At 73.9% G+C, this 26,980-nt stretch carries 22 protein-coding genes; 10 read left to right on the forward strand and 12 right to left on the reverse strand.

The features are described 5' to 3' along the window. The first annotated feature begins 3 nt into the window (after nucleotides 1-3). A complete protein-coding gene (locus ABZY57_RS07790; protein WP_356509267.1) occupies nucleotides 4-1,542 on the forward strand; it encodes an MFS transporter in 1,539 nt (512 codons plus the stop codon). 49 nt (nucleotides 1,543-1,591) lie between these two features. Here the strand turns inward: ABZY57_RS07790 and ABZY57_RS07795 are convergent, their stop codons facing one another. After that, the gene (locus tag ABZY57_RS07795; protein WP_356509207.1) at nucleotides 1,592-2,287 is read right to left on the reverse strand and encodes a TetR/AcrR family transcriptional regulator C-terminal domain-containing protein; all 696 of its coding nucleotides are present in this window, start codon (nucleotides 2,285-2,287) and stop codon (nucleotides 1,592-1,594) included. Between the two features lie 41 nt (nucleotides 2,288-2,328). Between ABZY57_RS07795 and ABZY57_RS07800 the strand changes: the two genes are divergently transcribed. Continuing rightward, a complete protein-coding gene (locus ABZY57_RS07800; protein WP_356509209.1) occupies nucleotides 2,329-3,786 on the forward strand; it encodes an FAD-dependent monooxygenase in 1,458 nt (485 codons plus the stop codon). Nucleotides 3,787-3,799: 13 nt separating this feature from the next. Here ABZY57_RS07800 and ABZY57_RS07805 read toward each other — a convergent pair whose 3' ends face one another. Then, complete coding sequence (locus tag ABZY57_RS07805; RefSeq protein ID WP_356509211.1) at nucleotides 3,800-5,413, reverse strand: alpha/beta hydrolase; 1,614 nt, start codon at nucleotides 5,411-5,413, stop codon at nucleotides 3,800-3,802. Between the two features lie 292 nt (nucleotides 5,414-5,705). Further along, on the reverse strand, nucleotides 5,706-6,929 hold the full coding sequence (locus ABZY57_RS07810) for a glycosyltransferase (RefSeq protein WP_356509213.1): 1,224 nt from the start codon (nucleotides 6,927-6,929) through the stop codon (nucleotides 5,706-5,708). A gap of 630 nt (nucleotides 6,930-7,559) precedes the next feature. Here ABZY57_RS07810 and ABZY57_RS07815 point away from each other — a divergent pair. Further along, entirely contained in the window at nucleotides 7,560-9,686 is a 2,127-nt protein-coding gene (locus ABZY57_RS07815) for a PIG-L family deacetylase (RefSeq protein ID WP_356509215.1), read from the forward strand. 25 nt (nucleotides 9,687-9,711) lie between these two features. Here the strand turns inward: ABZY57_RS07815 and ABZY57_RS07820 are convergent, their stop codons facing one another. Beyond that, a complete protein-coding gene (locus tag ABZY57_RS07820; protein WP_356509217.1) occupies nucleotides 9,712-11,292 on the reverse strand; it encodes a hypothetical protein in 1,581 nt (526 codons plus the stop codon). A gap of 267 nt (nucleotides 11,293-11,559) precedes the next feature. Between ABZY57_RS07820 and ABZY57_RS07825 the strand changes: the two genes are divergently transcribed. The 3 genes from ABZY57_RS07825 to ABZY57_RS07835 are packed head-to-tail and all read left to right on the forward strand — an operon-like array spanning nucleotide 11,560 to nucleotide 14,932. Continuing rightward, nucleotides 11,560-13,107: a DUF6056 family protein gene (locus ABZY57_RS07825; protein WP_356509219.1), complete on the forward strand. Its 1,548-nt coding sequence runs from the start codon at nucleotides 11,560-11,562 to the stop codon at nucleotides 13,105-13,107. 33 nt (nucleotides 13,108-13,140) lie between these two features. Then, nucleotides 13,141-14,205: an FUSC family protein gene (locus ABZY57_RS07830; protein WP_356509221.1), complete on the forward strand. Its 1,065-nt coding sequence runs from the start codon at nucleotides 13,141-13,143 to the stop codon at nucleotides 14,203-14,205. A gap of 34 nt (nucleotides 14,206-14,239) precedes the next feature. Then, the gene (locus ABZY57_RS07835; RefSeq protein WP_356509223.1) at nucleotides 14,240-14,932 is read left to right on the forward strand and encodes an aspartate/glutamate racemase family protein; all 693 of its coding nucleotides are present in this window, start codon (nucleotides 14,240-14,242) and stop codon (nucleotides 14,930-14,932) included. Nucleotides 14,933-14,938: 6 nt separating this feature from the next. Here the strand turns inward: ABZY57_RS07835 and ABZY57_RS07840 are convergent, their stop codons facing one another. The 3 genes from ABZY57_RS07840 to ABZY57_RS07850 form a co-directional block, all read right to left on the reverse strand. Further along, on the reverse strand, nucleotides 14,939-15,331 hold the full coding sequence (locus ABZY57_RS07840) for a hypothetical protein (protein WP_356509225.1): 393 nt from the start codon (nucleotides 15,329-15,331) through the stop codon (nucleotides 14,939-14,941). Between the two features lie 84 nt (nucleotides 15,332-15,415). Then, nucleotides 15,416-16,087, reverse strand: a complete 672-nt coding sequence (locus ABZY57_RS07845; protein ID WP_356509227.1) for a response regulator transcription factor — start codon at nucleotides 16,085-16,087, stop codon at nucleotides 15,416-15,418. Further along, nucleotides 16,084-17,286: an ATP-binding protein gene (locus tag ABZY57_RS07850; RefSeq protein WP_356509229.1), complete on the reverse strand. Its 1,203-nt coding sequence runs from the start codon at nucleotides 17,284-17,286 to the stop codon at nucleotides 16,084-16,086. The genes ABZY57_RS07845 and ABZY57_RS07850 overlap by 4 nt, the downstream gene beginning before the upstream one ends. 111 nt (nucleotides 17,287-17,397) lie before the next feature. Here ABZY57_RS07850 and ABZY57_RS07855 point away from each other — a divergent pair, with 111 nt between their 5' ends. Further along, nucleotides 17,398-18,975, forward strand: coding sequence for a hypothetical protein (locus ABZY57_RS07855; RefSeq protein ID WP_356509231.1), 1,578 nt, complete (start codon nucleotides 17,398-17,400; stop codon nucleotides 18,973-18,975). Nucleotides 18,976-19,044: 69 nt separating this feature from the next. Here the strand turns inward: ABZY57_RS07855 and ABZY57_RS07860 are convergent, their stop codons facing one another. After that, complete coding sequence (locus ABZY57_RS07860; RefSeq protein WP_356509233.1) at nucleotides 19,045-20,403, reverse strand: M64 family metallopeptidase; 1,359 nt, start codon at nucleotides 20,401-20,403, stop codon at nucleotides 19,045-19,047. 139 nt (nucleotides 20,404-20,542) lie between these two features. Here ABZY57_RS07860 and ABZY57_RS07865 point away from each other — a divergent pair, with 139 nt between their 5' ends. Then, on the forward strand, nucleotides 20,543-21,895 hold the full coding sequence (locus tag ABZY57_RS07865) for a tetratricopeptide repeat protein (RefSeq protein WP_356509235.1): 1,353 nt from the start codon (nucleotides 20,543-20,545) through the stop codon (nucleotides 21,893-21,895). Nucleotides 21,896-21,942: 47 nt separating this feature from the next. On the opposite strand, the gene ABZY57_RS07870 is transcribed toward ABZY57_RS07865, so the two are convergent. Next, the gene (locus ABZY57_RS07870) at nucleotides 21,943-22,467 is read right to left on the reverse strand and encodes a GNAT family N-acetyltransferase (RefSeq protein WP_356509237.1); all 525 of its coding nucleotides are present in this window, start codon (nucleotides 22,465-22,467) and stop codon (nucleotides 21,943-21,945) included. A gap of 95 nt (nucleotides 22,468-22,562) precedes the next feature. Between ABZY57_RS07870 and ABZY57_RS07875 the strand changes: the two genes are divergently transcribed. Beyond that, complete coding sequence (locus ABZY57_RS07875) at nucleotides 22,563-23,210, forward strand: ArsR family transcriptional regulator (protein ID WP_356509239.1); 648 nt, start codon at nucleotides 22,563-22,565, stop codon at nucleotides 23,208-23,210. 22 nt (nucleotides 23,211-23,232) lie between these two features. Here the strand turns inward: ABZY57_RS07875 and ABZY57_RS07880 are convergent, their stop codons facing one another. Continuing rightward, nucleotides 23,233-23,457, reverse strand: coding sequence for a 4-oxalocrotonate tautomerase family protein (locus ABZY57_RS07880; RefSeq protein ID WP_356509241.1), 225 nt, complete (start codon nucleotides 23,455-23,457; stop codon nucleotides 23,233-23,235). Nucleotides 23,458-23,521: 64 nt separating this feature from the next. Further along, nucleotides 23,522-24,292 (reverse strand): SDR family oxidoreductase, encoded by a 771-nt coding sequence (locus ABZY57_RS07885; RefSeq protein WP_356509243.1) that lies wholly within the window; start codon nucleotides 24,290-24,292, stop codon nucleotides 23,522-23,524. A gap of 119 nt (nucleotides 24,293-24,411) precedes the next feature. Here ABZY57_RS07885 and ABZY57_RS07890 point away from each other — a divergent pair, with 119 nt between their 5' ends. Continuing rightward, nucleotides 24,412-25,320 (forward strand): LysR family transcriptional regulator, encoded by a 909-nt coding sequence (locus ABZY57_RS07890; RefSeq protein WP_356509245.1) that lies wholly within the window; start codon nucleotides 24,412-24,414, stop codon nucleotides 25,318-25,320. 81 nt (nucleotides 25,321-25,401) lie between these two features. On the opposite strand, the gene ABZY57_RS07895 is transcribed toward ABZY57_RS07890, so the two are convergent. Continuing rightward, a complete protein-coding gene (locus ABZY57_RS07895) occupies nucleotides 25,402-26,874 on the reverse strand; it encodes a cytosine permease (protein ID WP_356509247.1) in 1,473 nt (490 codons plus the stop codon). Between the last annotated feature and the right edge of the window lie 106 nt (nucleotides 26,875-26,980).

The following is a 26,980-nucleotide window of genomic DNA, read 5'->3' on the forward strand; positions in this document are numbered from 1 at the left end:
CCGATGCCCGAAGCCGCGCCCCGGCCGCCCGGCGGCACACCGGCGGGCCCTCCCGATCCCCGGCGCTGGTGGGCGCTCGCCGTCATCGGGCTGGCCCAGCTGATGGTCGTCCTCGACGCCACGATCGTGAACATCGCGCTCCCCTCCGCCCAACGCGATCTGGGGATGTCGGACGGCAACCGGCAGTGGGTCATCACCGCCTACTCGCTGGCGTTCGGCGGGCTGCTCCTGCTGGGCGGACGCATCGCGGACCTCATCGGCCGCAGGCGGGCCTTCGTCATCGGCCTGAGCGGCTTCGCCCTCGCCTCCGCCCTGGGCGGTGCGGCGAGCGGACCGGGGATGCTCTTCGCGGCCCGGGCACTGCAAGGCGTCTTCGCCGCGCTCCTCGCGCCGTGCGCCCTGTCGCTGCTGGCCACCACCTTCGACACCCCCAAGGAACGCGCCAAGGCCTTCGGCGTGTTCGCGGCGATCGCGAGCGGAGGGGGCGCCGTCGGCCTGATCGCCGGAGGCGTGCTCACCGAGTACCTGAACTGGCGCTGGTGCCTCTACGTCAACGTGGCCATCGCCGCGATCGCGGTCCTCGGCACCTTCGCCGTCCTGCGCGACTCGGGTCGTACGGGAGCGAAGCTCGACGTCCCGGGAGCGGTCCTGGGGTGCGGCGGACTCCTCGCCATCGTCTACGGGCTGAGCGAGGCCGAACCGCGCGGCTGGTCCGACGGCCTGGTCGCCGGCTTCCTCGTCGCCGGGTCCGCCCTGCTCGCCGCGTTCGCCTGGTGGCAGGCGCGGGCGCGCGACCCCATGCTCCCTCCGCACATCATCAGGGACCGGACCCGGGCAGGCTGCCTCGTCACCATGACGCTGGCCACCATCACCCTGCTCCCCGTGCTCCTGTTCATGAGCTACTACTTCCAGCTCGCGCTCGGCTACTCCCCCCTCAGGACGGGGCTGGCCTTCCTCCCCATGACCCTGGCGATCATCACCGGTGCGACCCAGGTCTCCGCACGCTTCCTCGACCGGCTCGCCCCCCGCTCGCTGATCGTCCCCGGGCTGCTCCTGGCCACCGTGGCCCTGGTCCTGCTCACGCGGCTGACGGCGGACTCCTCGTACGCGTCCCAGGTGCTCCCCGCCATGCTGGTCCTGGGGTTCGGCATGGGCCTGGTCTTCATGCCCGTGATGTCGACGGCCACCCAGGGCGTGGCACGGAGCGACTCGGGGGTCACCTCGGCCACGCTCAACACCGCCCAGCAGGTGGGCGGGGCGATCGGAACGGCGCTCCTCAACACCATCGCGAGCACGGCCGCGACGGCCTACGCCGCCGCGCACCTCGCGGGTCCGGCGGAGTCGGCCCGACGCGTCCCCGCGTCCCCGGCGCAGCGGTTGATGGAGGCCCAGGGCTTGGTGCACGGCTTCGGGGTCGCGCTCTGGTGGGCGGCCGGCATCATGCTCGTGGGCGCCGCCGTGGCCGCCGTGACGGTCACCGCCCCGGCCCTGGCGCCCCGGCGCGAGGTGCGGGGCGCGGCGGTCGCCGCCCCGGCGCCCTGACGACGCCGGCCTGGCGTACACGCCCTACAGGTTCTACGGGCCTGCGGGCCTACGGGCCCAGCGGGGTCGGTCGCGCGGGCGGTGGGAGCAAGGTCGTGGCGATGCCCGCGAGCACCGCCGCGAGGCCCGCTTCGAAGCCGGCGTCCTGATCGCGGAACATCTCGGGGCCCGCCTCGGCCGTCAGCGGGAACCCGGCGAGCCGTTCGGCGCGGGCCTCCAGGTCGTAGCCCTCACCGTCCGAGCCGGGCAGCGGGCCCATCGACTGCTCCTCGATCACGTACCCGATGGTGTAGCTGTACGCGGTGAACCAGGCGCGGGCCGCCCCGGCAGCCGTGAAGCCTCCCGCGACGAGCGTCCGCAGGTGGGCTTCCATCGGAGCGGCGTAGCTCATGTCGGTGAAGTGCGTACCGCTGTAGACCTTGGCTCCGTCGCGGTAGCGCAGCAGGTGTCCCCGCAGACCCCGCATCGCGGCTTCCAGCGCCTGCACCCAGTCGCGGGGCGGACGGGCCGCGTCCAGGTCCGCCGTCATGCGGCGGAACATCTCGGTGGCCATCTCGTCGAGCAGGGCCCGCTTGTCCTTGAAGTGCCAGTACAGGGCGGGTGCCTTGACGTCCAGCTCCTTGGCGATGGCCCGCAGCGTCAGCCCCTCCAGGCCCACGTCACCGAGCAGCCGCAGGGCGGTCGCGGCCACCGTCGCCCGGTCGAGCCGGGCCCGTTCGGGCTTCGCTTCTCGTTCTTCTCTCACCACCTTGACAACTTAACAGCGTTAAGCCCATTCTCGGACCCATGACCGAACTTAACAACGTTAAGGAAATCGGGGCTCCCGACGTGCTCGTCGTCGGCGCAGGCCCCACGGGACTGGCCCTGGCCCTGGACCTCACCCGCCGCGGCGTCCGCGCACTCGTCGTCGAGCGGGCCGACGCCCTCTTCCCCGGCTCGCGGGGCAAGGGGATCCAGCCCAGGACCCTGGAGGTCCTCGACGACCTCGGCGTGGGGGACGCGGTGCGCGAGGCGAGTGCCCACGCACCGATCGGGCAGATCTGGCAGGACGGACGGCCCGTCGGCGAGCACGACATGCTCGGAGACGCCGGCGTCGGCGGGCCCACGGACACCGAGCCGCATCCGCGGGCCCGGCTCCTGCCCCAGTGGCGCACCCAGGAGATCCTGTTCGAGCGCCTCGCCGGGCTCGGCGGCCGGGTCCGCTTCGGCGCCGCACTGACCGGCTTCGACCAGGACGCCGACGGGGTGAGCGCGTACCTGTCGGACGGCAGCACGGTGCGCGCCGCCTACCTGGTCGCCGCCGACGGCGGCCGCTCCACGGTCCGCAAGGCCCTGGACATCGGCATGACCGGCGAGACCGTGGATCCCGCCCCGATGGTCGTGGCCGACGTCCGGCTGCGCTCCGGGGCCCTGGACCGCGACCACTGGCACCTGTTCCCGGGTCCGGACGGCGGGTTCGCCGCGCTGTGCCCGCTGCCCGGCACCGACGAGCACCAGTTCGTCGCGCGACCCGCCCACTCCACCGACTCCACCGGCTCCGGAGTCCCCTCCGCGGTCGCCGCCCTGACCCACCTGAGCGCGGAGGACGTCGTCGAGGTCCGGTGGGCCTCCGACTTCAGGCCGCGCGCCGCCGTGGCCGACCGGTTCCGCGCCGGCCGGGTGCTGCTCGCGGGCGACGCGGCCCACGTGCACTCCCCCGCCGGCGGCCAGGGCCTCAACACCAGCGTGCAGGACGCCTACAACCTCGGCTGGAAGCTCGGACAGGTACTGCGCCACGGCGCGGACCCCGCGCTCCTGGACACCTACGAGGAGGAGCGCCGGCCCGTGGCCGCGCACGTACTGGGCCTGTCCACGCGGATCCACCGCGGCCAGGAGGAACGCGGCGGCAGCACGCGCCAGCTCGGCCTGGGCTACCGGGAAGGCCCCCTCTCCGAAGGGGCCGCGGGCGCCCTGCAAGCCGGGGACCGGGCCCCCGACGGCCCGCTGCCGGACGGCCGCCGGCTCTTCGACCTGTTCCGGGGACCCCAGTTCACCCTGCTCGCCGTCGGCACGGACGGCGAACTTCCCTCTGTGAACGCGGAGTTCCTGCACGTCCACCGGATCGGACCCTACGAGCCCTACGGCAAGGGGCTCTTCCTGATCCGGCCCGACGGGTACGTGGGCTGGGCGGGCGAGGACGCGACCGGCCTGGCCCGCTACCTCGCCCGCCTGGCCCGCCCCGGCACCCCCACGACGGACGGCTGAGGCGGATCCCCCGTCAGCGCAGGGTGGGGATCACGTCGTTCGTCTCGTCGGCTTCCACGGGCCCGGCGGTGCGCCGGCCGAGCACCTCCGGGGCCGTCTCGTCCGCGCAGACGGTGCCCCGTGCGGGCAGGGCCAGAGTGGCCAGGTAGTCGTTGACGAGCGCGCTGACACAACGGCTGCGGTTGTAGGCGGTGTGTCCCTCGGCGTCGAAGGTCACCAGCCGGCCGGCGTCCAGCGTCCCGGCCAGCGCCACGGCGTCCTGGTACGGGGTGTCGGGGTCCCCGGTCGTGCCGAGGACCAGGATCGGGGCGGACCCGGCCGCCCGGTAGGAGCCCTCGTAGCGGCTCGGGCGCTCCGCCTGCCACTGCGCGCAGGCGGGCGCGTGGTTGTGGTCGTAGGTGGGCGGCCCCAGGCCGATGGGCGGTCCGAGCAGCGGCGCCGCGGCGGACTGTGCGCCGACCAGGGCGCCCAGGAGGAGCCGGCTGGTCGGGTAGACGCGGTCGGCGCACTCGACGGCCAGGTTGACGTTGAGGAAGTCGAAGGACCCGGGCGAGGGGGGTGACAGCAGGAAGGAGGTCTTGTGCGCCTGGGCCGCGGCCAGCGCCTCACCGAGGTAGGGCCAGATCTCCTTGCCCGAGTTGATGTTGAACATCAGGCGGTAGGCGAGGGTGTAGCCGGTGGCCGGCCGACCGCTCGGGGTGATGACCGGATCGGCGTCGAGGTCCCGTTTCAGCTGTTCGAAGGCCTCCCGGGGTGCGCCCGCGCCGAACCCGCAGGCGGTGGCGTTCTGCGCGCACCAGTCGAGGAACCGGCCGACCGCCGCGTCCAGTGCGAGGAACTGCGCGGCGTCGTAGGCGTAGGGCACGTCGGCGTAGCGGCGCGGATCGTAGGCCCCGTCCAGGACCATGGCGCGCACGCGCCGGGGGAACTGGGCGGCGTACACGGTGCCGACGTAGCTGCCGAAGGAGCGGCCGTAGAAGGAGAGCGTCTCCTCGCCGAGGGCCTGGCGCAGCAGGTCGAGGTCCTTGGCGTTGGACCCGGTGCCGATGAACGGCACGAGGCCGCCGGCGCGTTCCCGGCAGGCGGCGGCGAAGTCCTGGCCCTGCCGGAGGGCGGTCTGCAGGGCTCCCGGCCCGGGGACGCCGCGCGCTGCGTCGACGGCGGCCGAGTACTCCGCGTCGTTCCAGCACTCCACCTGACCGCTGCGTGCCACGCCCCGCATGTCGTACCCGACGACGTCGAAGCCGTCGCGGAGGGCGGCGGGGAGCGCGGCGTAGCTGTTGCGGGCGAAGTTCACACCGGAGTTGCCGGGTCCGCCGGGGTGCAGCACCAGCACGCCGGTGCGGCGGGCCGGGTCGGCGGCGAGCCGGCGGGTGACGGCCAGTGGGATCGTGCTTCCGCCGGGCCGCCGGTAGTCCAGCGGCACCTCGGCGGTCGCGCACTCGAAGCCGTCGCCCTGGCCGTCGGCGCAGGGGCCCCAGGTGAGTACGGGCACGGGCGGGGCGGGCGCGGCGGTCGCCTTGGCGGCCCCCGGTCCGGCTCCGAGGAGCGCCGTGACCGCGATCAGGACGAGGGCTATCCCCCACACCACTCGCTTGCGCGCATCATCGGCTAAACGGGTCTGCATGCGGTGAACTCCCTTGGCGACGGGTCGACGGCAGCGGCGCCCACCAGGGGGTTTGGGCGCCGACGCTCGGTTGAGCGGCAGGCTCAGGTTCCCATCCGCGGGGCGGGCCGGATAGACGGCGGGCCCCACGGGATGTGGAACGGACGGCCCCGGCCTGCGGATTCGGCCCGCCGTCCCGCTGGGCCGACCGGATGAGGGCGGGCCGGCCGAGGCCCGGCCGGGACCCGGACGCCGGTCGGCGCCGTGCCTACGCTCGCCGCGCGGCGACGGCGGACCTCGACCGGCGCCGAGGTCAAGCCGTCCGGGCGGCCCCCTCGAGCAGCAGCCGCGCGGCCACCGTCGTCCCGTCGGTGCGCACCTCGGCGGCCACGGCCTCCGCCCGGGCGCGGGTCCCGGGCGCCAGGGCGGTGCGCAGGGCGGCCGCCAGGGACTCGGCGGCCTGGGCCCGGTCCTCGTGGGCGGCGCCGATGCCCAGGTCGGTGACCCGGCCGGCCCAGTAGGGCTGGTCGGCCCCCTGGGCCGCCACCACCTGGGGCACGCCGGCCAGGGTGGCGGTCGTCGTGGTGCCGGCGCTGCCGTGGTGCACGACGGCGGCCACCCGGCGGAAGAGCGCCTGGTGGTTGACCTCGTCGACGAGGAGACAGTCGTCCCGTCCGTCGGCCAGGGTCAGTTCGGCCCAGCCCCGGGAGACGACCGCGCGGCGACCCTGCGCACGGATCGCTTCGACGGCCGCCCGTGCGACCTCTTCGAGGGCGCCCAGGGGCATACTGCCGAAGCCCACGTAGACGGGCGGGGGGCCGTCGTCCAGGAACTCCACCAGCTCGGCGGGGAGCGGGCGTTCGTCCGGCGCGCACCACGCTCCGGTCTGCACCACACCGAGACCCGTCGGCTGCCACGGGGAGAGGAACGGGTCCGTGGCCAGCCACGGGTGGGCGGTGAAGGCGTAGTCACGGACGGAGTCGACCGGCGCCAGGCCTGCGTCCGCACGCAGGGTGTTGAGCGTCTCGCCGAACATGGTGTTCGCCATCCGGGCGTCCAGGTCCCACAGCGCCTGGTTGTCGGTCGCGTCCGGCGGCAGCGGCCGACCCCGCCTCGCGGGCGGCCGCCGGTGGGGCGACGGCAGGCTGACGGGCTGATGGCTCGCGTGCACGTAGCGCAGGCCCAGTTTCTCGGCCACCGACCGCGCGCCCGCCGTGACCGGCAGGGGACCGGTCGCCACCAGCGCGTCCCCTCCCTCGGCCGCCGCGGCGACGACGTCGAACTGCGCGGCCATCAGATCCTCCGCCCGCTGCGCCAGGCCCTGCGCTGATCCCGGCGTCACCGAGGTCACCAGCGGGCGCACCGGATTGCCGGCCGGCACCAACTCCACACCGAGCCCGGCCAGCCGTACCGCGAACTCCTCGTCGGGCGGCGCGCACATCCGCACGTGCGCGCCGAACTCCCGCAGCCGCACCGCCAGCCCCGCCATCGGCTCCACGGCCCCGCGTGACCCGTACGTCGACAACACCACACGCATGCGGCGACTCCCATTCCGGTGACTGTCAAAGGGCGGAGGGCCGTGGATTCCGGCCCCGGCAGGCGATTCTTCGACACGCCCCCGGTCTTGTCGCAAGCCCCCCTCCGACCTGTATGTTGATCATGGCGGGGGGTGCGCGGTGCGCGACGGATTCGAGACGGCGTCGGCGTTGCGGGCTGCCCGCCCACGGGCCTCGGGCAAAGACGCCCGCCGTGTGGATCCGATCACATGCAAGGCACCCTCCTCGCGCGACCACCGAGGACGTTTTGCCGCCCGGCCACCGACTCCGCGTCAGGTGCCGGGGTTGCGGCCGCTGCCGCGCCCACCAGGGGATGGGCTCCGCGAACAGCCGGATGCGCCGGGCCTGCGGCCTGGGCGGGGGCGACGCGGTTCACGGGGGACCGGAGTGGGAGTCCGCGCCCGACGTATACGGACATAAGGACCCAACTTGGGTGATAGGGGGAAAGTCACTCGATGTCGACCGATAAGGGATCTGACGGTGTGTCAGGCGCACGCGCGCGAGGCATAATCGGCTCCGGTCGTCTCCGGAAAGCGGTGGGGCCAACGGGGTACCGACCCGCCCCGCAGCCCAACTTCGCACCCGACCGACCGATCCCCGAGGCGTTGCAGATGTCCCTGGCCAGCCGCACCCGCCTCGCGGCCGTAGTCACCGCTCTCACCGTCGGCGCCGCCGGGGTGACGACCTGGGCCTACGGGTACGGGACCACGTCGGAGCCGCCCGCCCCCGGGGAGGCTCCCCGCCCGAGTGTGACCGAGGGCACGGTCGTCCAGGTCGTCGCACATCCCGATGACGACCTCTTCTTCATGAACCCCGACCTGAGCCGCTCCATATCGACGGGCATCAAGGTCACCACCGTCTACCTCACCGCCGGCGAGTCCGACGGCCACAACGAGGCCCACGGCCGGCACCTGCAGGACCCCGTCGTCCCCGCCAACCACGCCGCCTACGCGGAAGCCCGGCAGAACGGCATACGGGGCGCCTACGCGCAGATGACCACCGGCGACCGCAGCAGCGCGTGGCAGCGCCGCTCCATACCCACCGTCGGCGGCGGGAGCGCCGAGGTGGACGTCCTCGTGGCGCGGCCCGAGGTCAACCTGGTGTGGATGCAGCTGAAGGAGGCCCGCAGCATCTCGGGGGACAACCCGAACAGTCTGCGCGGCCTGTGGGACGGCCGGGTCCCCACCCTGGGTGCCCAGCTGAGCTCGGGGACGCCGGTCAGGCCCGGATTCTCGTACAACAAGGACCAGGTCGTGGAGGCCCTCGCGAGGATCTTCGCGATGTACCGGCCGACCACCATACGGACCCAGGACCCGACGCCCGGCCGGACCCGCGTCGGCGGCAATTTCACCGACCACCAGGACCACATGTACGGCGCCCGGTTCGTGCAGGCAGCGGCCGAGCGCTACGCGAAGTCCACGGACCGGCCGCACTTCTCGGTCCAGAACTACGTGAGCTATCCCAACACCACCCTGCCCCCGGCTCTCGACCCGCAGACCGCCGCGGAGAAGCTCGGCTACCTCAAGACCTACGCCTGGACCGACCACGACAACTGGTGCGGCAGCCCCGCCGGCTGCGGCGACCGCAAGACGGCCACCCGGCCCACCGGCGCCGGCTGGAACCGGACCATCCGCTACAGCCGGGGCGACGCCGGCTCCTGGATGACCGAGGGCACGTCCGGCCGGCTGTGGGCCTTCGCCGTGCTGGACGGCCGGATGGCCTACTGGTCGCGCAGCGCACCCGAGGCCCCTTGGGCGGGGCCCCAGTTCCTCGCCGGGACCGGGATGGACACGGGTGCGACGGCGGTCCGTCTCCCCGACGGCAGGGTCGGGGTCTTCGGTACCCGGACCAGGCTGGGTACCAAGCCCCAGGAGTACAGGCGCGAGCTCGTGTACTGCGTCCAGGCGACCCCCGACGGCGCCTTCGGCCCGTGGCTGTCACTGGGCACCCCGGAGACGGACGACGTGTCCGGCACCTCGGCGATCAGCGCACCGGCCGTGGCCCTGGACCGGACCGGCCGGATGACCGTCTACGTACGCGATTCCCGGCGCACCCTGCGGGCCAGCGCGCAGTCGGCCCCCGACGGCGCCTTCGGCGTGTGGTCCTCCCTGGGCGGCGCCGGGCTGCACGGCGACCCCGTCACCGCTACGGACTCGTCCGGCCGGCGCCACGTGTACGCGGCCACGGCCCAGAGCGTGCTGGCCTGGATCCAGCCGGCACCGGACGCCCCGTTCGGGGCCCCCGTACCGACCAAGCTGCCGGCGACCACCGGGCCGCTCTCGGCGCGCGCGAAGGACGACGGCGTCGCCCTGTACTTCCGTCGTCCCGGCTCGGGCACCGTCGCCACGAGCCTGGTCACCACCGGCAAGGGGGCACCCACGTTCTCCCCGCTCACCGAGTTGGGCGGCCAGGGCGGCTACGGCTCCGTCGGCGTCGCGGGGGACCTGCTCACGGGCCGCGCGGGTGTGGGCACGGCCGGCGTCTCGGACAGGGACCGCGGACCGTCCTGGTACGAGTCCCAGATGCTGTACACGGGCGCCCCGGCGGCCCTGGCCCCGCAGGACGGCACGGCCTTCGGCGCCGTCCTCGGCCTGGACGCCGGTCTGCACGTGACGACCCCTCCCCCGGGCGCCCCCAAGCTGCGCGGCGGCCGGCCCCCCTCCGCCCCCTGGTACCCGGCCGTCCCTCCGCCCGAGGGCGCACCGGGCAGCCCCACGGGCTCCGGGTTGCCGCACTGACGGACCCGGCGATCCGCCGCGCCCGCTACGGGCGCAGGGGCGGGGTCGGGAGCCCCGGGCCGTCGAGCGCCACGAGGGCCAGGACGGTGAGGGAGCCCGTCCACGCGAGAGGGGCGACCGAGGAGGGCCTGCCCGCCCCGTCCACCTTCTCCGGCAGTTCGCCCAGCGCGTTCCGCTTGGAAAGGACCCAGTCCAGGACCTGCCGGGCCTTCTCGGGCCGGCCCGTACCCGCCCAGGCCAGCGCGAAGAACGCCGTACTGGGTGTCCAGGCGTACGCGCCCCAGCGCGCCCCGGGATCGTTCCCGGGGGTCAGCCCGCCGTTGGGCAGCAGCAGTTCCCGGTACGTGGTGTCCAGCGCCCCGGCGAGACCGGCGGGGGCCCGGTTGAAGGGGGGCGCCATGAAGGCCACCGCGCTGTCGTGCCCGTGGCGTCCGTCCACGGTGCGCTGGTACCCGATGGGGAGGAAGCGCGTGGAGATCCCGGCGGACAGCCGCCGCGCGGCGCGGGCCCAGCGGGCCGCGTCCCGGGGCCGGTTCGCCTCGCGGGCGAGGTCGGCGGCGGCGTTCAGTCCGGCGAGCAGCGGGGCGGCCGTGCCGATGTTCGGGGTGGCCGTCGCCAGCTCCCAGTAGTCGGGGGACGCGGGGGGCAGCCCGTCCGCCCGCAGGGATCCCGCCGCGTGGTCGGCCGCCTTGCGGATCGTCGGGTAGAGCGCGGCCAGGCGGGCCCGCCGGGTGTCCCGGGGGGCCGCCTGGTACCACTGCCAGGTGGCCCAGGGGACCCAGCCGTTGGCGTCGAGCTGCGGGCTCCTTGCGTCGGGCGGTCCGGATCCGTCGAGCTTCGTGCGCGCTTCCCAGGTGCCGTCCGCGCGCTGGGTCGCGGCGCTGTGGCGCAGGATCCGGTAGGCCTCGGCGTCGTGGCCGGTGTGTGCGAAGGCCGCCGAGACGAAGCTGGAGTCGCGCGGCCAGGAGTACTTCCAGCCGTGGGTCCAGCCCGCCGCCAGGGCGCCGTTGGGCCGGAGCAGGGCACGCATCGACAGGAGGGCTCGCTCGGCCGCCGCGCGCTGCTCGGGCGAGGTGCCGGGGATCCGGCCGGAGGCCAGCCAGGCGCGGCTGCGTTCGATCTGCCGCAGGGCGGGCGGATGGCCGGCGGCGACCACGGCGGAGGCCGTCCTGGCGTCGGGAAGGTACATCCACCGGCCGGAGGCCAAGCGCAGGACGTGGCTCCCCGGGACGTAGCGCGCGTCCGCGGCGAGGGCCGGCGGAACGCCTTCGGCGGCGGTCGTGTTGGACAGGAGGCCGGCGGTGGGGGCCTCGAGCGCCGCCGGGCGTGCGTGTCCGGGCTCGGCGTGGGAACGGCCCCGGTAGCCGACGGTCACGGCGAACGGCGCCGGGTCGCCGTCCTGCCGGCCGGGGGCGCGGGCCACGGGGTGCCCGGCGCGGTACGGGGTGGGGTGCCCGGCGTCGGACGGGGTGGGCTGCCCGGCGTCGTACCGCAGGGCGTGCCCCGGGTGACGGGCGGTGGTGGGGCCCGAGGTGCAGACGGGTACGGCGACGCTCGCCAAAGCCGCCGTGACGACCGCCCAACGGCCGGGCCGGACACCTGGCATCGCAGCTCCCTCCGCCGGGCCCGCGTGCGTGCGGACCCTGGTTCCCCATCCTGGGAGCGCCCCGCGCGGGCCGCCACGGAAGGTCCGCCGCGCGGGTGAGCCGGCAGCGCACAGGGGCCTCGTGGCCCCGTACCCGTCCTGGGTCACCCAGGATGCCGGGGGCCGCGGGCCGTGCACATCATGGATCTCCGCGGGCCCCGAGGTCACCGCGGGCGGCGGGCGCGCCGGCCGCTTCCCCGGCCGGTCTCCGCTGCGAAGGACGGGTACATGAGGACAGTCGAGGTGCGGGGCGAGGCCGGGAGCGGGCAGGTGGGGCACACCGGTGGCGGGCGCCGTCCGCCCCTGCGCGGAGTCCTCGCGGCCACCGCTGCCGTCCTCGTCGCTGCGGCCGGGGCGGTGGTCGCCGTCGGATGCTTCCTCGGTCTCTACGTGCGTCCCACGTCCGACGACTGGTGCGCCGCGTGGAAGTCGCGCGACATGGGGGTCCTCGGCATCACCGCCGACTTCTACATGACGCAGAACGGCAGGATCACCAACGCCTTCCTGAGCGGGATCGTCTACGGCGACGGAGTGGTCGGGGCCAAGGTCCTGCCCACGGTCATGGCCGTCGCGTTCACCGTGGGACTGGTGCTGCTGGGCCGCAGGTTCGTCCGGTTCCTCGGCGGCGGGCCCCGGCTGCTGGTCCTGCTCGCGTGCGCCCTCGTGATCCAGGCACTGGTCTACTTCGCGGGCCCCCGCAGCTATCAGGCCCTGTTGTGGGCCCCCGCCACGATCTCGCACACCGTGCCGAGCGTCATCGGCGTCTGGGCGCTCCTGCTGGCCCTGCGGACCGCCTCGGATCCCCGACCCGCCGTCCGGGTGACCGGCCTGGTCGCCGCGTTCCTCACCGCCTTCGCCATCGGCACCCTGAGCGAGCCGTTCGCGCTCGTCAGCGGTCTCCTCGCGACGCTGGCCGGGCTGATCTGCGTGCCCCGGCTCGGACTGGCGCGGGACTGGCGGCCCTTCACGTGGTGCCTCGTCTGGTGCGCGGGCCTGGTCTCCGGCCTGATCGTGCTCTACACCTCACCGGGCGCCCGGTGGCGGCGGGCGCAGCAGCCGGCCAGGGAGTCCCTGCTGTCGGCGGGCGAGCTCCGGGCCACCTTCGCCGACTGGCTGCGCATGGCGGACTCCGTCGCCGGCCGCCCGGCCTACCTCGGAGCCGCGGCCGTCGGCGTGCTGCTGGGGCTGGCGACCGTCCTGGGACGGGCCCGCCGGGGCCGTCCCGTGCCCGGGGAGCGGGAGCCGCTTCGGACCGTACCGCGCGGCACGCTGACCGCCCTCCTCCTGCTGCCGGCGCTGGTGGTGCTCCTGGGCTCGTTCGCGGTGGTCGTGGGCCTGCGCAGCGGTTACGGACCGACCGGGTGGACGTACGCCCGGACCTGGACGAGCTACCTCGTGCCGATGGTGCTGGGGCTCTGCGTCTACGGCGCCCTGCTGGGGGCGTGGGGCGGGCGGCGGCTCCGCGGGCACCCGAACGCGGGTCCGGTGTTGCTGGCCTGCGCCGGGGCGGCGGGCTGCCTCGCGCTGGTCTCGATGGCCGCCTTGGTCCCGGAGCTCCAGCGGCTCACGACCTCCACGGTCGCCCGCTCCGTGGCGTGGGACGCGCAGGACGCGCGCATCCGGGCCGAGGCCGGGCGGGGCGCCACGGACGTGGCCTACGAGCCCCTGTACATCGGCAGTCTCGCCGAGCCCTTCTTCACACGGAACTACGAGCGGGACTGGGTCTCCTCCTGTGTGTCGAAGTGGTACGGCGTCGACCGCATCCACCGCCGCTGAGCCGTCCGTGCCGGGGCACATCGAAGGGGACGGATGAGCGATATCGCCGACTCCCCGGCCCGACGGGCCGGGCGGGCCCGGGAACACCTGCGGACCGAGGGCCCGGCGGCCGCCCGCATCGTGGTCACCGTGGCCCTCGCCTGGCAGGTCGCGCTGTGGCTGGGCGCCGATCAGCCGCCCGTGTTCGCGGCGATCGTCCCCCTGGTGGCCCTGCGCGGTGATCCGATGACCGCCCTGGGCACCTCCCTGCAGCGGACCCTTGGGGTCGTGGCGGGCGTGCTGATCGGGCTCGCCGTCCTGAACCTGTGGCGGCCCTCCACCCTCACCCTGGCCCTGGTGGTGTCCCTGGGCCTGGGCATCGGCATGGTCCTGCGGGCCGGAGGCGGGCTGAACATCCAGGTCGCGGCGTCGTCGCTACTGGTCTTCGCCAATGCCTCCCCCGACTCCTACGCACTGGACCGCGCGTGGGAGACCGCGGCGGGCGCCACGGTCACCATCCTCCTCGCTCCGCTGCTGTGGCCGCCCGACCCCCAGCGCATCCTGGCGGTCGTCTCCGACGACTGCGGGGCGCGCCTGAGCCGTTCCCTCACGGGCACGGCGGCGGTACTGGGCGGCGGACCGGCAGCCGCCCGCGACAATCTCATGCGGGTGCACGCCCATGTCGAAGCGGTGCACGCGGGCTCCGCACGCGCCCGTGAAGCCGAACGCGCCCTGCGCTTCAACCCCCTGCGCCGCCGTCAGCGCGACACCGTACGCCTCCGGGCCGAGCGCATCGCCACCGCCGACGGGCTCGCCGTGCACGTGGCGACCCTGGCCGGGGAGGTGGCCGCGTTCACCGGCCGGGGGGATCTCGCTCCCGACCTCGCCCGGGCTCGGCTGCGGGTTCCGGAACTGGCCTCGCTCACCGCGCGGGCCGTCGAGCGGGCGTTGTCGGGAGACGATCCCCGGGCTGCCGTGGCCGCCGCCCGTGCGGGGCTGGCCGCCTATGCCCACGCGGACTCCCGGCCCGTCGCCGTTGCCCTGCGCCGGCCCTTGCACCGGGTCCTGGACGCGTTGGAGGTCCCGCCCACAGGAGGCCAAAGGCTAACTTATGGATGAACATGCCTGGCGCGTTCTGCCTTATGGTGAGCGCATGAAGACGATCGGGTTGATCGGCGGTATGAGCTGGGAGTCCACGGCGGAGTACTACCGGATCCTCAACGAGCGGACCCGCGAGCGGCTCGGCGGGCTCCACTCCGCCCGCTGCGTGCTCTACTCCGTGGACTTCGCGGAGATCGAGCGGTTGCAGGTCCAGGGCCGCTGGGAGGAAGCCGGCGAGGTCCTGGCCGATGCCGCCCGGTCGCTGGAAGCGGCCGGCGCGGAGCTTCTGCTGATCTGTACCAACACCATGCACAAGGTGGCCGGCTCGGTCGAGGCGGCCGTCTCCGTCCCGCTCCTGCACCTCGCGGACACCACGGCCGCCGCCGTCCGCGGCGCCGGACTGCGCCGGGTCGGGCTCCTGGGCACCGCCTTCACGATGGAACAGGACTTCTACCGGGGCCGCCTGGCCGCGGGCGGGCTCGACGTCCGCGTCCCGGATCCCGAGGCGCGTGCGCTCGTACACCGGGTGATCTACGAGGAGCTCTGCCTCGGCGTCGTCCGCGAGGAATCGCGTGCCGCGTACCGCCGGGTCGTCGAGGAGCTCGTCGCCGGGGGCGCCGAGGGAGTCGTCCTGGGGTGCACGGAAATCGAACTCCTCATCGGCGCCGCGGACAGCCCCGTACCGCTCTTCCCCACCGCCCGCCTGCACGCCGAGGCGGCGGTGGACGCGGCCCTGGCCCCGTGAAACCCGTCAGGCGGGGGCGAAGACGCCTTCGTCCGCGTCGTCGAGGATGAATCCGTTGTCGAAGCGCACCCGGACGGTCACGCGGAGCGGCTCCGCCCGGTAGGCGACCCATGCGGGCTCCAGGCCGGCGACCTTCTCTTCCAGCTGCTTCCTGCTCTCCGTCGGCATGCCCGCGCCGAAGGCGTCGAGGAGCGACTTGAGCCTCTCGTACTCGCGGGACTCCGGAGTCTGCAGGTCGTGCTCGACCACCCGCACCACGGTGCCCTCGGTGCCCGCCGCCAGGGACAGCGAACCGGCGACGGCCTCCGCCGAGGCCGAGGAACCCTCCGTCATGGCGACCCAGTCGGTCAGCCGGGTGTCCTCCGCCAGCCTCACCCGCCGGCCTTCTTGCAGCGTCATCGCTTCTTCAACTCTCCGCTCGGTACGTGCCGTGCCATTATCCGTGCCGGCCCGCGCGGACCCACCGGCGGCACAGGGCGCCGGTCAGCCGGAGGCGGGGTCCGCGATGCGGTAGCCCACGCCGGGGGTCGTCGTGATGATCTGCGGGGCGCCCAGCTTGCGGCGCAGGCGGCCCATGGTGACCGCGACCGTGTTGGTGAACGGGTCGGCGTTCTCGTCCCACACCTGTTCGAGCAGGGCCTCCGCGCTCAGGAACCCCGGGCTCGCCCGGAGGAGGGCCTCCAGGACGGCGAACTCCTTGACGGAGAGCTCCAGGCGGGCGCCGTCCCGCAGGGCGGTGCGGTGCACCGGGTCGAGTTCGATTCCGGCAGCGCGCAGCGTACGGGGCGCGGCCGCCGGCCTGCGGCGGGCCAGGGATCGGATGCGCAGGATCAGTTCGGGGAAGTGGAAGGGTTTGGCGAGGTAGTCGTCGGCGCCCAGGGTGAGGCCGCTGACCCGGTCGCCGGGCGATCCGGCCGCGGTCAGCATCAGCACCATCGCGCGGTCGTCCCGTTCCGTGATCATCCGGCAGAGCGTGTCGCCGTGGATGCCGGGCAGGTCCCGGTCGAGGACCACCACGTCGTACGCGTTGACGTCCAGCTTGGCGGCGGCGGCCAGCCCGTCGTGCGCGAGGTCCACGGCCATGCCCTGGTCGCGCAGCCCTTCGGCGACGACCTCCGCGAGCGAGCGCGCGTCCTCGACGACCAGGATCCTCACGGCGTCGCCCTGAGCGGACCGAGCGACCCCTGCAGGTCGTCCGAGGTGTGCGAGGCGTCCGAGGCGTCCGAGGGCGGCATCGCGGCCGTCACCGTCAGTCCGCCTTCCGGCCGGACGCGCAGGTCGAGGCTGCCTCCGTGCGCGGAGACGATCGCGGCGACGATCGACAGGCCCAGTCCGGAGCTCTCCTGCGATCCGGTCCGGTCGGTGCCGAGCCGCTCGAACGGCTGCGTCAGGCGGTCCACCTGGGCCTGGTCGAGGACGCTCCCTCCGGTCTCGACGACGAGGCGGACCGCAGCGCCGTCCTCGGTGGCGATCCGGATCCAGCCGCCCTCCCGGTTGTGCACGATCGCGTTGTCGATCAGGTTCTGCACCAGCCGGGACAGCAGCGCCGGGCTGCCCCGCGTCCACGCCTCCGACGTCAGCGCGGCCTCGACGGTCAGGTTCCTCTCCGCGACGGCGGCAGAGCGGGCTGACAGCGCCTCCCCCGCCAGCGCGGCGAGCGCCACGGGGACCCGGTCGGGCAGGACGCCATGCTGCGCGCGGGCGAGTACGAGGAAGCCCTCCAGCAGGCGGTCCACCCGGTCCAGTTCGGTGCGCACCCGGTCGGCGAGCGCGACGGTCTGCGCCGCGGGCTGCGGTTTGGCCACGGCCACGTCGAGCGAAGCCCGGATCGTCGTCAACGGGGTGCGCAGTTCGTGCGAGGCGTTGGCCACGAAGCGGCGTTGCGCGGCGAACGAGGCCTCCAGGCGTTTCAGGAGGCCGTCCACCGTGTCAGCGAGCTCCTTGACCTCGTCGTCGGGCCCGGCCACGGCGAGCCGCTGGTCGAGGTTGTCGGCGGAGATCCGCCGCGTGGTCGCGGTGATCAGGCGCAGCGGGCGCAGCACGTGCGCGGCGAGGATCCGGCCGAGCAGGAGCGAGACGGCCGCCATCACCGCGATCGCGACCAGCGAGCCGAACAGGAGCTGCCGGGACTGCTGGGCGTGTACGTCCGCGAGCTGGCGTTCGAGGTCGAGGACGTGCTGCGCGACGCCGGTGGCCGGCCCGCCCGGCGGTGGCTGTCCAGGTGCGGACGACGCCAAGTCCGAGCGGGAGAACAGGTAGATCAGGGCGATCAGCCCGATCCCGGACAACAGGAACACCGTGGCGTAGAGCATCGTGAACCGCCGCCCGACGGTCCCGCCCCGCAGTCCGACCATGCTTCCACTCCCCGTCCCGTCCGATGGGGTCCAGCATGCCCGGCGGCACCTAACAGCGTCGTGACAGCGACGGTTCGGCCCCCGTTAGGAGCCGCTGCGTAGAACCGGAGCATGCTCACACACAACGAACTCCTCCGGCAGGAGTGGACCCGCTTCCGGCGTCCGGGCCGGCTGATCTCCCTGGTCACCGCGGCCCTGATGGTGCTCGCGCTGGGTCTGCTCCACGCCTTCGGCAACCACGCGTCCTGTGACGGCACCTGCCCGGCCGACCCCACCGGCCCGGACGGCACCGCGGTCAGCGACCAGTTCGCCTTCATGCACCGGGATCTGGGGCGCGAGGGCAGCATCACGGTCCGGATGACGTCCATGACGGGGACCATCACCTATCCGCCGCCCCACCACGACCAGATCGTCCCGGGCCTGGTGCCGTGGGCGAAGGCCGGGATCATCGTCAAGGGCGGCGTCCGCCAGGGGTCCTCGTACGCGGCCTTGATGGTCACGGGCGAGCACGGCGTGCGGATGCAGTACGACTACGGGCACGACATCGCGGGGAGCGCCGTCGACGGTGCCGCGGTCTCGGCCCGGTCGCCGCGGTGGCTGCGGCTGACCCGGGCGGGCGACACCCTCACGGGCTACGAGTCCTCCGACGGCGAGCGGTGGGTGAAGGTGGCCGCGGTGAAGCTGTCCGGGCTGCCGGAGACGGTGCAGGTCGGTCTCTTCGCCACCTCTCCCGGCGACCTGACGCTGCGGCCGGTGGGCCTGGGCGGTGCCACGGAACAGGTGCGCTTCACCCAGGCCGCCAGCTCCTTCGACCACATCGGCCTGGAGGGCGCTGCCGCGGGCGGGAGCTGGCGGGCCGCACTGGTCGGCGAGATGAACGCGACCGACTGGGAGAAGCACCACCAGCCGTCCGGGGCCGTGGAGAAGGACGGCACGGTCACCGTCACCGGCACGGGTGACATCGCGCCGGTGGCCACCTCGGGCGGCCGCCCGGTGGAGGGGATGCTGACGGGCTTGAGCCTCGCCCTGCTCATCGTGCTCGTGGTGGCGGTGCGGTTCGCCGGTGACGGGTCCGGCCGCCGGCAGCCGGGGGACGGCGCGCCGCTCACGCGTGCGGTGTTCGGGGCACGGGCCGTCGTCGTGGGGGCCGCGGCCTTCGTGACCGGGCTGCTCGCCGTGGGCATCGTGGTGCCGGTCGGCGCGGCGGTCCTGGAGTCGAACGGGGTTCCCGTCGTGGGACTGTCCGTGCTCACCGGAGCCCGGGTGGTCGTCGGCGTCTCCGCGGCGCTCGCCCTCACGGCCGTGCTCGCCCTGGCCCTGGGCGCGGCGCTCCGGCGCCGCCTGCTCGCGGTGCTCGTCGCCGTCACCGCCGTCGTGGTCCCGTACGCCGTGGCCACCGTCCCCCTGCTGAGCGACGGGCTCGCCCAGTGGCTGCTCCGGGTGACTCCGGCCGCCGGTTTCGCCGTCCAGCAGACCTTGGTGGAGCACCACCAGGTGACCGCCCACTACGCGCCTTCCGCGGGGTACTTCCCGCTGCCCTGGTGGGCCGGGGTCGCGGTGCTGTGCGCGCACACGGTGGCCGCCACGACCCTTGCGCTGCGGCGCCTGCCGCGGAGCGGTGAGCGGGCCGGCGCTGCGGCGGCCGACGCGGTGGGCGAGCCGGTCCTGGAGGCTGCGGACCGGACATGACCGAGGGCGGCGCGGGAGCGAGGTGCTACCGCGCCGCCCTCGTGAGTGCCGTGCCCGCCCGGCCTCGGGCTACCGGCGGACGTTCCAGTCGACGGTGGAGCGCAGCGTGCGGGCGATCTCCGGGTCGCGTACCGAGGGGGTCCGGTCCTCCGCGGTGACCGACAGGGTGTGCGTGCGGAGGTCGGGGAGCCGCAACTCCGCGACCGTGACGTCGGTCCGGCCCGCCAAGCGCTTGACCTCGCGGCCGTCGAGGTACCAGCGGACCAGGAGGCGGCGGCCGTCGCCGCCGGTGAGCCGGGGCACGGCCACCTTCGCGGTGTGCGCCGTCCGCAGGGTGCGGTCCGTCGGAGTGAGCGGGGTGACCACCTTCGCGTGCTGGTAGAAGCCGGCGATCATCGCCTCGACGCCGGGGAGGTTGAAGGGCTTGCCCAGGACCCGCATCAGCGAGTTGTCGGTGGGCCGGTGGACCCCGGTGACGAAGTAGCCGCCGCCCTCGTACGCGCCCACGGTGCCGCCGTCCGGAGAGGTCTCCCCGAGCCAGCGGTACCACTTGGCCCGCTGCCGGGCCATCCGGTCGGCGGACAGTTTGGAGGTGTTGGACTCGGTGGTCTCGGGCCCGGTGTACTTCTCGTAGTCCGGGACCCCGGGGTAGAAGTACTCGTCGGCGAGCTTGCCGAGCGAATGGCCCGTCTCGTGGATGGCGACCTGGCCGGACTTGGCGTTGTCCGCCGATGCGGTGGAGATGCCCTCGTAGCCGAGGGTGGCGCTGGGCTCGTTGTAGCCGGCGCCGCCGTATTTGGCGCTGTTGGCCAGGACGATGACCAGATCGGCCTCCGGCGCCTTGGCCACGTAGGCGTCCACCTTGGGCTGGTCTATGCACAGGAGCCGCTCGATCTCCTCGCACCAGAAGTACGAGCCGAGGGCCGTGTCGCGAACGGTCGCCCGGTCGGGGTCTCCGGAGACTCCGGACTCCCGGGAGACCGCGTCGACCGTCCAGACGTTGAAGAGGTTCCGGTAGGTGGCGTAGGGCTCCACGGCCGTCACCTCGGCCCACTTGGCCTGGGCGTCGGTGCGGAACTTCCCCAGCTCGGCCGCCGTGTAGCCGTCGCCGATGACGACCACGTCCAGCCGGTCGCCGGTGGGGCCGTTGTCGACGAGCTTGACGACCTCGCCGTCCGCCGCCTGCTCCGCCGCGGAGAGCCGGGCGCCCGAACCGGCCGACTGCGCGGCCCGGGCGGGGACGCGGGCGTGGCCCGATCCGGCGTCACCCCCCTGCTCCGGACCCGGAATCTCCACCACCAGCCGGGGCACGACCGGGGCGCCGACCGCGCGGACGGGGCCGGCGGCCAGCAACGCGGCGGTCGCGCAGGCCGCCGCGACGGCTGCCCGCAGGGCAGCACGGGCGGTCGGGCGTCTGACGTGGTGCATGAAGTCCTCCTGCGACGAGCGGAGTTAAACAGATGCGTAAGTGCACTGAATCGGTTGCTTAAATTAGGCGGCGCACGGCGGGTGCGCAATGCCCTGCTCCCCCTGAATACTGGGCAGTTCGAGCAACCAGGGGGATCCCATGGACGAACCGGCCGCAATCGGCCGCAGGGTTCAGCGCATGCGCACCGAACTCGGCATGACACAGCGCAAGTTGGCGGAGCCCTCGTACACCCCGGCCTACATCTCCACCCTCGAATCGGGGAAGGTGCGCCCCTCGGAGACCGCCCTGCGCTTCCTGGCCGGGCGACTCGGCACCTCCTACGAGGAGCTGGCGACCGGACGCCCCGCCGGGCTGGCCACCGAACTGCGCCTCGCCCTCACCGACGCCCAGCAGCTCCTGGCCTCCGGCGCGGCGGGCGAGGCCGCCGTCCACTACCGGCGTCTGCTCGCCGAAGCGGAGGAGCTCGGGCTCACCGACGAGCGGGTCGGGGCGCTGCTCGGACTCGGCGACTGCGCCCTGGAGACGGGTGAACTCCCGGATGCCATTGGGTACTTCGAGGCCGCAGAACGACTGATGGCCGATGAGCCGCTCCCCCGCCGCGCCCGCCCGATCCGCGGCCGCGCCGTGGCGCACCTGCTCGCCGGGGAACTGCGCTACGCCTGCTACCTGCTCGAATCCACCATCGACGAGCTGGGGGCGAGCGGACTGGCCGACCCCGAGGCGCTGCTCCTGCTCTACGCCGCGGTCATCGGGCCGTACATCGACATGGGCGCCCACGCCCGGGCCGCCCACGCCGCCGAGCTGGCCCTGGCGCTGGCACCGCAGGTCACCGACCCGGCCCTGGTGGCGGGCATGCACCGGCAGGTCGCCCGGACCTTCCTGACCGAGGGTCGGGTGGCCGACGCCGACGCCTCCCTGGCCAAGGCCCAGGCGATCTACGGGCAGCTACAGCTGCGGACCGACCTGGCGCACTGCCACTGGATGCGCGGCTACGTGCAGGCCCAGGACGGGGACCTCGCCTCCGCCGAGCGGGAACTGCGCACGGCGCGGGACATGCTCTCGGCAGGGCGGGCGGCCCTGTACACCGCGCAGGTGGAGGTCGAGCTGGCCGACGTACTGCGCCGGCTCGGCCGGTACGAGGAGGCCGCCGGGCTCCTCTCGGCGCTGCTGGCCCTCGGAGACAGCCACGGGGCCGTCCACGCGGGCGGCGCGCACCGGCTCCTGGGCCTCATGGCCGAGGAGCGGGGCGAGCCCGAGGCCGCCGAGGAGCACTACGTACAGGCCTTGGCACTGCTGGAGCGCAGCGGGGCGACGGGCGACCTCGCGGACCTGTGCCGGCTCCTGGGTGACCTGCTGCGCCGGGCCGGCCGTACCGAGGCGGCGCTGGACGCCTACCGCACGGGTCTGGGCCACCGGGCGGCTCCCGGCACCACCACGCTGGGCCCCGCTCCCGCGGCGCCGGCGTTCCCGCACCGTCCGGCGGCGCGGTAGCGGGCCGGCGGTGGCGGTGCTGGTGGCGGGCCGGCGGCGGTCGTCGGCTAGAGGTCGATCCAGTAGCGCCGCTTGCGGCCGATCAGGGTCTCGCGGACGTCTTCCAGCACGCCGCCGTTGTTCTCGATCGTGCGGATCGAGGCCTGGTTTCCGGGGTCGCAGGTGAGCAGCACCCGGTCGATCCCCAGCAGCCGGGCCTCGTGCTTGACCTCGCCCAGGGCCCAGGTGGCCAGGCCACGGCGGCGGGCCGAGGGTCGGACGCCGTAGCCGATGTGGCCACCCGCGTCGAGCAGGAAGCCGTTCAGGTAGTGCCTCAGGTCGATGGCGCCCAGGTATTCGTCCCCTTCGGCGATCCACCAGTACGTGGCGTGGACGCGTCCGTGTTCGAGCGGCACCGCACGGTCCCCGTACTGTCGCAGCCGCTCCGTCCAGGCGGCGAAGCCCTCCGGGGTGTCCACGTCGTCCTCGGAGCCGAGCCCGGCGCCGTCCATGTGGGCGTCGGGGCCCCATTCCGCCTGCGTGGCGAGCCAGGAGGCGTACAGACGGGGGGTGGGTGTGGTCAGCTCGGGCATGAGCGGACGATAACAGTCCGCGGAAACGGTCCCCGGCGGGCCGAGGGGCACGACACCTCCCCTTTTAACCAATCGGCGTCGATTATATTGGAGTCATGACCGGAATGCCCCGTGGTGTCGATGCCCAGCGTGTCCACCACGCCTTGGCCGTACCGTCGCGTCGGCGTCTGATGACCCTGCTGCGGGAGGCGGACGGCCTGCTGGGCGTGGATGACATGGCCGCTGCCACGGGGCTTTCGGTCGCCACCGTCCGCCACCATCTGGCCACCCTGACCGAGGCGGGCCTGGTCACGGCCACCGCCTCGGCCGGGCCGGGCCGGGGCCGGCCCCGACTGCGGTACGCGGCCGGCCGGCCCGATCCCGAGGAGGAGGCGGACACCCCTTTCCGGGAGCTCGCCCAGGCCCTGGCCGAGGCGGTCGGGGGCGGCCCTGGTGCATCCCGGGAGGCCGGCCTCGGCTGGGGGCGCCGACTGGCCGGGAGCGGCCCGGCGGCGGAGCGGGTGTTCGCCGCGGCCGCCCGGATGGGTTTCGCCCCCGGGGACGCACCGGGGCCCGCCCCCGGCACCCGGCGGATCCTGCTGCACGAGTGCCCGTACCGGGAGCTGGCCCGGGCCCGGCCCGAGGTCGTGTGCGCCGTCCATCAAGGCGTCCTGGACGGCCTGCTGGAGTCCAGCGGGACCACGGTGCGACTGCTGCCCTTCATCGGCTCGGACCTGTGCGCGGCGGACCTGCGCACGACCTGACCCCGGGGGGCGGTCGCGGGGGTCAGCCGCGGAGTTCGGCCGCGGGGCGGTTGCGGCGGCGGTACTCGTCCGTCGGGACGCCGCCCACGCCCCAGTCCTCCAGGGCGACCTCGTCGATGAGGACGAACGTGGTCGCCGGGTCCTTGGCCAGGACCTTGACCAGCAGGTCGGTGATGCCGGCGATGAGCTCGGCCTTCTGCGACGCGGTGGCGCCTTCACGGGTGATCTTGACGTTGACGTAGGGCACGGGGATTCCTCTTCGCGTGGTGGTGACGGGCGGGCGGGCGCACGCTCGCGCAAGGGCAGGGGCGTCAGATGCGACGGCCGGTGACGTGGCCGCCGTCCACCCGCAGGGCGTGGCCGGTCACGAACCCGGCGCCCGCCAGGTACAGCACGGCGTCGGAGATCTCGGCGACCTCGCCGACCCTCTCCTGGAGGGCGAGTCCGCCGTAGGAGTCCACGTCCGAGCCCGCGTGCAGCGGCGTGCGGACGATGCCGGCCGCCACCAGGTTCACGCTGATGCCGTCGACGGCCAGCTCGGCGGCCAGGCTCGTCGTCAGCGCGTGCACTCCGCCCTTGCTGACCACGGGCGCGGAGGCCGGGAAGCCCGCCAGCGCGTGGTCCACCAGAACGGTGCCGATGTTGACGATGCTGCCGCCCTCACCCTGGGCGCGCAGGGCCCGGACGACCGCCTGCGTGGTGAGGTAGGTGCCCTTGAGGTTCCCCGACAGATAGCCGTCGAGCTCTTCCTCCGTCACCTCGGTGAAGGGCTTCGGCGCGAAGGTGCCTGCGTTGTTGACCAGGACGTCGATCCGCCCGAAGCGCTCCAGCGCCGTGCGGACGAGCGCTTCGCCGGTCTCCCGCGCTCCGATGCCGCCCGCGACCCAGGCGGTCCGCTCGGGATGTCCGAGGGTGACGGCGGCCTTGGCGACGCGGTCGGCGTCCCGGCCGTTGAGCACGACGTTCGCGCCGCTCGCCAGGAAGGCCCGGGCGATGTCCAGTCCGATGCCGCTGGAGGAACCGGTGACGATGGCCGTGGTCGTGGTCGTGGTCGTGGTCGTATGGGTACGGGTGACGGTCATGGTGGCTCGTGCCTTTCGTGGGTGGCGGCCGGGGAGTCCCAGCGCCTGACACCAGAAAGCTATGAGCCCTCAACCCATAACACCACGACGTAAATTGGAGCGTGTGATAATCCAGGGTTATGGATGTGGATCTGCGTGACCTCGAGCTCCTGGACGCCACCGCGGAGGCAGGCTCCCTGACCGCCGCCGCCGAGCGGCTCTACGTCAGCCAGCCCGCCCTCAGTCAGCGGCTCACCCGCCTGGAGGCCCGGCTCGGCATGCCCCTCTTCGACCGCAAGGGCCGCCGCCTGATCCCCAACGCCGCGGGCCGCCGACTGCTGGTCGCCGCCCACCACGTCCTCGGCGAACTCGCCTCGGCCTCCCGCGACTTGCGCGAGCTCCGTGACGGGCACGATCGGCGGGTCCGGTTCACGGCGCAGTGCAGCACCACCTTTCCCTGGCTGCCGCCGGTCCTGCGCGCCTTCCGTGAGCGCGAACCGGACATCGACGTACGGATCGAGGCGGTCGCCGACGACGCCCCGATCCCGGCACTGCTGGCCGATCTGGTCGACGTGGCGCTGGTGACCAAGCCGGACCTGCAGATGGACCGGGTGTCCCTGACCAGGCTGTTCGACGACGAGATGATGGCCGTGGTGCCCGCCGGGCACCCGTGGGCCACCCGCGCACACCTGACCGCCCGCGACTTCGACGGCGCGGACCTGGTCCTCTACGACTTCTACGACCAAAAGCGCATCCCCTCGATGCCGCTGCCGATCCCCGCCGGCGCCCGGCCCGCCCGCATCACCACCATGCCGGTGGTGACCGATCTGGTGATCGAGATGGTCGCGGGCGGCCAGGGCGTGACCGTACTGCCGAACTGGGTCGCCGCTCCCTACGTCGCCTCGCACGGTCTGGCGCTGGTCCGCATCGGCGCGAAGCCCCTGACCCGGACCTGGTTCTGCGCGACCCGGACCGGTCCGCGGCCGCCCCACCTGGAGGCGTTCGTGGAGGAGCTCGTCGCGCGTCTCGAAGCTCCCCGCGTGGACTGAGGGGCGCGGCGCCGCCGAGGACCGGGAGGCGGCCCGGCGCATCGACGCCGTCGGCCACCGGATCTGACCGGGTCCGGTGCTTCAGGCCCGGGGCACACCGGCTCGGCCGCGGAGGGAGCGGTGCATCAGGAGCACGTACAGGGACGCCGCCACGGCGATACCGACGGGCAGGGAGAGGTCCACGCCGCCCAGGGCCCGGGCGACGGGGCCCGTGTACAGGGTGTCCACGCACAGGGCGGCTGCCGCGATGCCCGCCGTCAGGGCCAGCGCGCCCGCCCGGTTGACGCCCCCGGTGTACCAGAAGGGGCTGCCGGGCCTCTCGTCGGTGAGCGCGGGGCCGTCGTAGCGGCAGCGGCGCAGCAGGATGTCGGTCGCGTAGACGGCGGTGCCGGGGCCCAGCAGGACGACGGTCAGCTGGAGGAGGTTGCCGACGGTGTCGAGGAAGTTGGAGACGAGGAGCGCGTACAGGGTCACCGCGACGCCGATCGCCCCGTCGACGAGGACTCCGACGGAGCGGCGGACGCGGACGCCGGCCGCCTGGAGGGCGAGGCCGGAACTGTAGGCGGTCATGGCGTTGTTGGCGATCGTGCCGAGCACGATCGCCGACAGGAACACGGGTGAGAACCAGGAGGGCAGGATGCTCTCCAGCCCGGCCTGCGGCTCGGCCATGTCCACGACGGTCGCGGCGAGGGCGCCCAGCGAGGTGAGGAGGACTCCGGGCAGGAATCCGCCGAGCGCGGTCCAGCCCGCGACCGCCCTCGGGGAGGTCGTCCGCGGCAGGTAGCGGGAGAAGTCCGCGCTGTTGGTGTAGGAGAGCGGGCCCGAGGCGATGAGCGTGACGCCGGCCGCGAGGGTGGCCCACAGGGCGCCGCCGCTCAGTGGTTCGGCGGGCTGCCGGCCGAGGTCGCCTCGGGTGCACACGTACCCGGCCACGACGGCGAACGTGACCGTGAGGGCGATCGCGATCGAGGGGTAGAGCCTGACCATGGTGGCGTGTCCGTAGACGCCGATGGCCAGGGTGAGGGCGGCGATGACCACCACGACGGCGATCTTGACCCCGCTGTTCGTGTCGATGCCCGCCTTCTCCACGAGGACGAAGGCGGCGACCGCGGCGGCGGCCAGGTTGAGGGCGATGTAGCAGATGCAGAGCATCCAGCCGTTGACGGCGATGTTCACCCGGTTGCCGCGGATGCCGTACATCGCCCGCGCGATCACCTCGCTCGGCGTGCCGGAGGCCGGCCCCGAGACGGCCAGCAGGCCGATCGGCGCCCAGAACAGGCTGCCCAGCACGATGACCGCGATGGCCTGCCCCAGGCTCAGGCCCATGAGGATCAGGGTGGCGCCGACCACCATGCTCAGGTAGTTCACGTTCGCCGCCGCCCAGACGGGGAACAGCTCGCGGGCACGGCCGTGGCGCTCCCGGTCGGGAACGTGGTCGATGCCATGGGCCTCGACCCGGCCGGGCCGGTCCGCGGCCGTTCCGGGGCGTGTGCCCTCGCCCTCGCCCGTGCCCTCGCCCGTGCCCTCGCCCTCGCCCGTGCCCGTGGATCCCATGGAGCCCTCCGTCTGCGGTCGTACCCGCCTGTGCGCCGGGGCGGAGGCGTTCGCGTCGCTCTCGCCCGATCTTCAGGCACCCGGGGAGGACTCGCGTACGACGACA

This window comes from Streptomyces sp. NPDC006450, from assembly GCF_040612195.1.
In the GTDB taxonomy this organism is placed as follows: Bacteria; Actinomycetota; Actinomycetes; order Streptomycetales; family Streptomycetaceae; genus Streptomyces.